Here is a 5,519-nt window from a genome sequence, read left to right as displayed (position 1 = left end):
ATAGCCGGCAAAGGCCTGATAATCCTGCGCCGTCGGCTCGGGCACGACGACATTGGAATCGGTGAAGACGAACTGCGTGGCAACCGAAGGATCGGTGACCTGGACCTGATACTGGTGGAGCTGCGAGTAGAGGACCTCGGTGCCATGCATCACAGCCGTTCGGATCGGCATGGTGATCGTGCCTGGAGAAAACTTCGGTCCGGGGACAATCTTGCCGGCGACCGCAATCTTCATCGTCAGCTGGCCGTTGGCACGGCTGCAGTCGCGTGTCACGTCGCTGACCGACGCCTGGTAGATGATATTGGCCGATTCGTCGGGCGGAGTTGCAGCAGCGGCGTCAGCCTCGGCCTGGGCCGCGGCATCCTGCGCGGCGTCGCCGGTCTTCTTGATCCTGGGCTTGGGCTTCTGAGCTTCCCTGGAATAGGTGTTGAAGAAGGCCGTGCCGTCGCGCACCGTCACCCGGGGGCAATAGGCCTGCAACTGGCTGGCCAGTATCTTGGGATCCTGGGGCGGCGGTGGCGCCGTCGGGTCCTCCTTCTTGCCTATGCCGAGGTTCAGGATGCCATTGTCGCCCGATTGGCAGCCGGCGGCGGCAAGCATAAAGCCGGTGAGCGCAAGACCCGCCAAAAAGCGACCACTGAATGTACGAAACGCCATGAAACTGCACTTCCCTCTCGCAAAGCTGGTGACGTATATCAACCGCGCGGCAAAAATGCGACTGAGCCAGCGCAGAAATTAACCACCTTGCGGTGGATGGAAAAGCCAAGCAGTAACGGAATTGTGACATGCACTATGTGAGTACCCGCGGGGAAGCCCCCGTTCTCGGATTTTCCGACGCCGTGCTGGCCGGGCTGGCGCGCGACGGCGGGCTCTACGTGCCGCGCGAGTGGCCACAGTTTTCCGCCGCCGAGATCCGCGCCATGCGCGGCCTTGCCTATCCCGACCTTGCGATCCGCGTGCTGTCGCCGTTCCTTGGCGACGAAATCCCGGCCTCCGTTTTCGAGCGGCTGGTGCGCGAAGCCTATGCCACCTTCCGCCACGAGGCCGTCTGCCCGCTGGTGCAGACCGGCCCCAACACCTTCATCCTGGAACTTTTCCACGGGCCGACGCTCGCCTTCAAGGACGTGGCGATGCAGCTTCTGGCCCGGCTGATGGACCATGTGCTTGCCGAACGCGACCAGCACGCCACCATCGTCGGCGCCACCTCGGGCGATACCGGCGGGGCGGCCATCGATGCCTTTGCCGGTCGCAGCCGGACCGACATCTTCATCCTTTTCCCGCACGGCCGCGTCTCGCCGGTGCAGCAGCGGCAGATGACGACGTCGACGGCTGCAAACGTCCATGCGCTGGCGATCGAAGGCAATTTCGACGATTGCCAGGGACTGCTCAAGGACATGTTCAACGATCACGGCTTCCGCGACCGGGTTGCGCTTTCGGGCGTCAATTCGATCAACTGGGCCCGGATCATGGCCCAGATCGTCTATTATTTCTCCTCGGCGCTGTCGCTCGGCGCGCCGGACAGGCCGGTCTCCTTCACCGTGCCGACCGGCAATTTCGGCGATATCTTCGCCGGCTACGCCGCCAAGAAGATGGGCTTGCCGATCGAGCGGCTGGTCATCGCCACCAACGACAACGACATTCTGGCGCGCACCTTTTCGACCGGCGAATACCGCACCAAGGGCGTCTTTGCGACCACGTCGCCGTCGATGGATATCCAGGTGTCGTCCAATTTCGAACGCCTGCTGTTCGAGGCCTCCAGCCGTGACGCGGCGACCGTGCGGCGCTACATGGACGGTCTGAAGCAGTCCGGCGCTTTCACCATCGAACCCCAGCAAATCGCCGGGATGCGGTCGGAATTCGACGCCGGCCGGGCTGATATGGACGAGGTCGCCGCCACCATCCGCTCGACGCTCGCGGCCAGCAACTATCTGCTCGATCCGCACACCGCGGCAGCTGTACATGTCGCTGCGGGCAAGGCGTCAGGCGCCGTCCCGATGGTGGTGCTGGGTACCGCACACCCGGCAAAATTCCCGGCCGCCGTCGAAGCCGCCAGCGGCGTGTCGCCCGCACTGCCCGCATGGCTAGGTGGGTTGATGACATCGGAGGAAAAATACACGGTACTTCCCTCCGACCTGAAAATGGTGGAAGATTATGTCGGCCGCCGCGCGCGGGCGGCGCGTTAAGGAGTACTAGCCATATGGGTGTTGAGGTAAGCCGTCTGTCGAACGGCCTGACAGTCGCCACCGAAACCCTTCAAAGCATCGAATCGGTTGCCCTTGGTGCCTGGGTCAAGTCGGGTGCCCGCAATGAACGTGAGGACGAGCATGGCATGGCCCATCTGCTCGAGCACATGGCGTTCAAGGGCACGAAAAGGCGGAGCGCCTTCGAAATCGCCTCGGAGATCGAGGACGTTGGCGGCGAGATCAACGCCGCCACCAGCGTCGAAACCACTTCCTACTATGCCAGGGTGCTCTCCGACGACGTGCCGCTGGCCGTCGACATTCTTGCCGACATCCTGCAGGAGTCCGAATTCGACCCGCAGGAACTCGAGCGCGAACAGCATGTGATCCTGCAGGAGATCGGCGCCGCGCACGACACCCCCGACGACATCGTCTTCGACCGCTTCACGGAAACCGCCTATCGCCATCAGACGATTGGACGCTCCATTCTCGGCACGCCCGAAACGGTCAAATCCTTCACCTCCAAGCAACTCCACGACTTCATCGAGCGGCAATATGGCGCCGAGCGCATGGTGATTGTCGCCGCCGGCGACATCAAGCATGACAATTTCGTGCGCGAGGTCGAAAAGCAGCTCGGCGGCTTCCGCAGCAAGGCCGACAGCACCATCCCGCAATATGCGCAATATGTCGGCGGCGATTTTCGCGAGGACCGCGACCTGATGGACGCGCAGATCGTGCTGGGGTTCGAAGGCCGGGCCTATCATGTGCGCGACTTCTATGCCTCGCAGGTGCTCTCGATGATCCTCGGCGGTGGCATGTCGTCGCGCCTGTTCCAGGAGGTCCGCGAGAAGCGCGGCCTGTGTTATTCGGTCTATGCCTTCCATTGGGGCTTTTCCGACACCGGCGTCTTCGGCGTCCATGCCGCGACCGGCCAGAGCGACATCGCCGAACTGGTGCCTGTCATTATCGACGAACTGCAGAAGGCCGGCGAGAAAATCCTGCAGGAAGAACTCGACCGGGCGCGCGCCCAATATCGCGCCGGACTGATCATGTCAGCCGAAAGCCCGGCCAGCCGCGCTTCGCAGATCGCACGGCAACTGCTCCTGTTCGGCCGGCCGATCGCCAAGGAGGAACTGATGGAACGGCTGTCGGCGCTGACGGTCGAGCGGCTGACCGATCTATCGTCGCGTTTGTTCTCGACCAAGCCGACGCTTACCGCTGTCGGGCCTGTGGGCACACTGGCGCCATACGAGGCGATCCTCGAATCGCTCGCAGGCACGCAGACCGCGGCCCGTAAGCTCGCCGTCTAAGCCCCTCGAAGCGTCGTGTTCGCGCTCCCTTTCTTTCGCCGCGACCTGCCGGCGCTGAAAGGCGACCGCGTCACGCTGCGCGTGCCGTTCACCAACGACTACCGCGAGTGGGCGGTGGTGCGTGGCGAAAGCCGCGCCTTCCTCGAACCCTGGGAGCCACGCTGGACTCCCGATGAACTCGACCGCAACGCATGGCGGCTGCGCATCAGCCGCTACCGCGAAGATTATGCGCAAGGAACCGCGATCGCCTTCTTCATCTTCGAGAAGAGCAGCGGCAAGCTTGCCGGCGGCATCACGCTCGGCAACATACGCCATGGCGTCTCGCAAAGCGGCCATGTCGGCTACTGGATCGGCGAGCGCTTCGGCGGCCGCGGCCTGATGACCGACGCGGTCAAGGTGGTGGCCCGCTTCGCCTTCGATACGCTGAGGTTGCACCGGATCGAAGCGGCCTGTATTCCCGACAACATCAGGTCGATCCGCGTGCTTGAAAAAGCCGGATTTCGGCGCGAAGGACTGCTGCGATCCTACCTCAGGATCAACGGCATCTGGCAGGACCACTACCTCTACGCCCGGATCGCGGACGATCCGCCGGGCGTTGGAACGAAGGACTGATTTTTGACGAATTTCCTGCGAAACGGGTCGCTGTTCGCCTTTGTCCTCGCGACACTCCTGACGCTGTGGGCGGCATCGTCGGCCTTCGCCGTGGAGCCGATCAAGATCGCCCGCGACGACGTCGCGCTCGACCTTTCCGGCGCCGTCGAGATCTACCGGAACCAGGGCGAGAATTTCCAGGTGTCGACCGCGCCGGGTCCGGACGGTATCGTGCGGCGCATCGAGGTTGAGGCCAATGATGCCCGTTCGACCGGCGACTGGGCGGTGTTCGCGCTCGCCAACACCACCGACCAGCAACTCGACCGGCTGATCGTCGCACCCCATTTCCGCCTGGTGAATTCCGGCATCTTCTGGCCGGATCTCGGCTCGACCCGCATCGCCGCCATCACGCCCAGCGAAGGCTTCGCGCTCGACCGCCAGACCAGCCCCGATGCCGACGTTTTCCGGGTGACGCTGAACCCCGGCACGGTGATCACCTTCATCGCCGAACTGGCCTCGCCGAAGCTGCCGCAGGTCTACCTCTGGGATCCGGAATCCTACAAGGACTCGGTCAATTCCTACACGCTGTTTCGCGGCATCGTCATCGGTATCGCAGGCTTGCTGGCGCTGTTCCTCACCATTCTTTTCGTGGTCAAGGGAACCTCGATGTTCCCCGCGACCGCCGCGCTTGCCTGGGCGGTACTGGCCTATATCTGTGTCGATTTCGGCTTCCTCAACAAGGTCATCGAGATCTCGCCCGGCAATGAGCAGATGTGGCGGGCGGGAACGGAGGTGGCGCTGGCTGGAACCTTCGTGGTGTTCCTGTTCGCCTATCTCAACCTCAACCGATGGCACGGCCATTTCAGCTACGGCGCACTGGTCTGGATTCTCGGGCTGGTGCTGATCGCCGGGGTCGCGATCGTCGATCCGGCGGTTGCCGCCGGCATCGCCAGGCTGTCCTTCGCCGCAACCGCACTGACCGGGCTTGGCCTGATCATCTTCCTCGGCATACGCGGCTACGACCGTGCCATCATGCTGGTGCCCAGTTGGGTCATGGTGCTGTTGTGGCTATGCGGATCGTGGATGGCGATCACCGGCATGCTCGACAACGACATTGCCCAGCCGGCCCTGGGCGGCGGGCTGATCCTGATCATCCTTCTGATCGGCTTCACAGTGATGCAGCACGCCTTTGCCGGCGGCGCCCTGCACCAGGGCCTGTTCTCCGACCTCGAGCGGCAGGCGCTGGCGGTGGCCGGATCGGGCGACACGGTCTGGGATTGGGACGTGCTGCGCGACCGCGTCGTCACCAAGCCCGATGTCAGCATCCAGCTCGGCCTGGCACCGAACAGCCTTGGCGGCGCGGCCCGCAACTGGCTGCCGGTGCTGCATGCCGACGACCGCGACACGTTCCGCACGACGCTCGACGTGGTGCTCGAAC

General features: G+C 63.7%; 5 protein-coding genes. 4 read left to right on the top strand and 1 reads right to left on the bottom strand.

Annotation, left to right across the window (positions count from 1 at the left end):
• The coding region (locus EN893_RS16510) for a hypothetical protein (RefSeq protein WP_128361649.1) at window positions 1–657 on the bottom strand (657 nt) is incomplete at its 3' end.
• 128 nt (window positions 658–785) lie between these two features.
• Between EN893_RS16510 and thrC the strand changes: the two genes are divergently transcribed.
• The 4 genes from thrC to EN893_RS16490 form a co-directional block, all read left to right on the top strand.
• Window positions 786–2,183, top strand: coding sequence for a threonine synthase (gene thrC, locus EN893_RS16505; protein WP_127270308.1), 1,398 nt, complete (start codon window positions 786–788; stop codon window positions 2,181–2,183).
• Window positions 2,184–2,197: 14 nt separating this feature from the next.
• A complete protein-coding gene (locus EN893_RS16500) occupies window positions 2,198–3,490 on the top strand; it encodes a pitrilysin family protein (RefSeq protein WP_127268574.1) in 1,293 nt (430 codons plus the stop codon).
• 15 nt (window positions 3,491–3,505) lie between these two features.
• Window positions 3,506–4,102, top strand: a complete 597-nt coding sequence (locus tag EN893_RS16495) for a GNAT family protein (RefSeq protein ID WP_127268573.1) — start codon at window positions 3,506–3,508, stop codon at window positions 4,100–4,102.
• Between the two features lie 3 nt (window positions 4,103–4,105).
• The coding region (locus tag EN893_RS16490; RefSeq protein WP_281062485.1) for a 7TM diverse intracellular signaling domain-containing protein at window positions 4,106–5,519 on the top strand (1,414 nt) is incomplete at its 3' end.

The organism is Mesorhizobium sp. M7A.F.Ca.CA.004.04.2.1 (assembly GCF_004022825.1).
In the GTDB taxonomy this organism is placed as follows: Bacteria; Pseudomonadota; Alphaproteobacteria; order Rhizobiales; family Rhizobiaceae; genus Mesorhizobium.
Note: the sequence above shows the minus strand (reverse complement) of the source record. Positions and strands in the feature narration are given on the sequence as shown.

What these genes read in the sequence shown, in the direction of transcription:
- thrC (WP_127270308.1), top strand. Translation starts at nt 786, where the DNA reads ATGCACTATGTGAGTACCCGCGGGGAAGCCCCCGTTCTCGGATTTTCC.
- EN893_RS16500 (WP_127268574.1), top strand. Translation starts at nt 2,198, where the DNA reads ATGGGTGTTGAGGTAAGCCGTCTGTCGAACGGCCTGACAGTCGCCACC.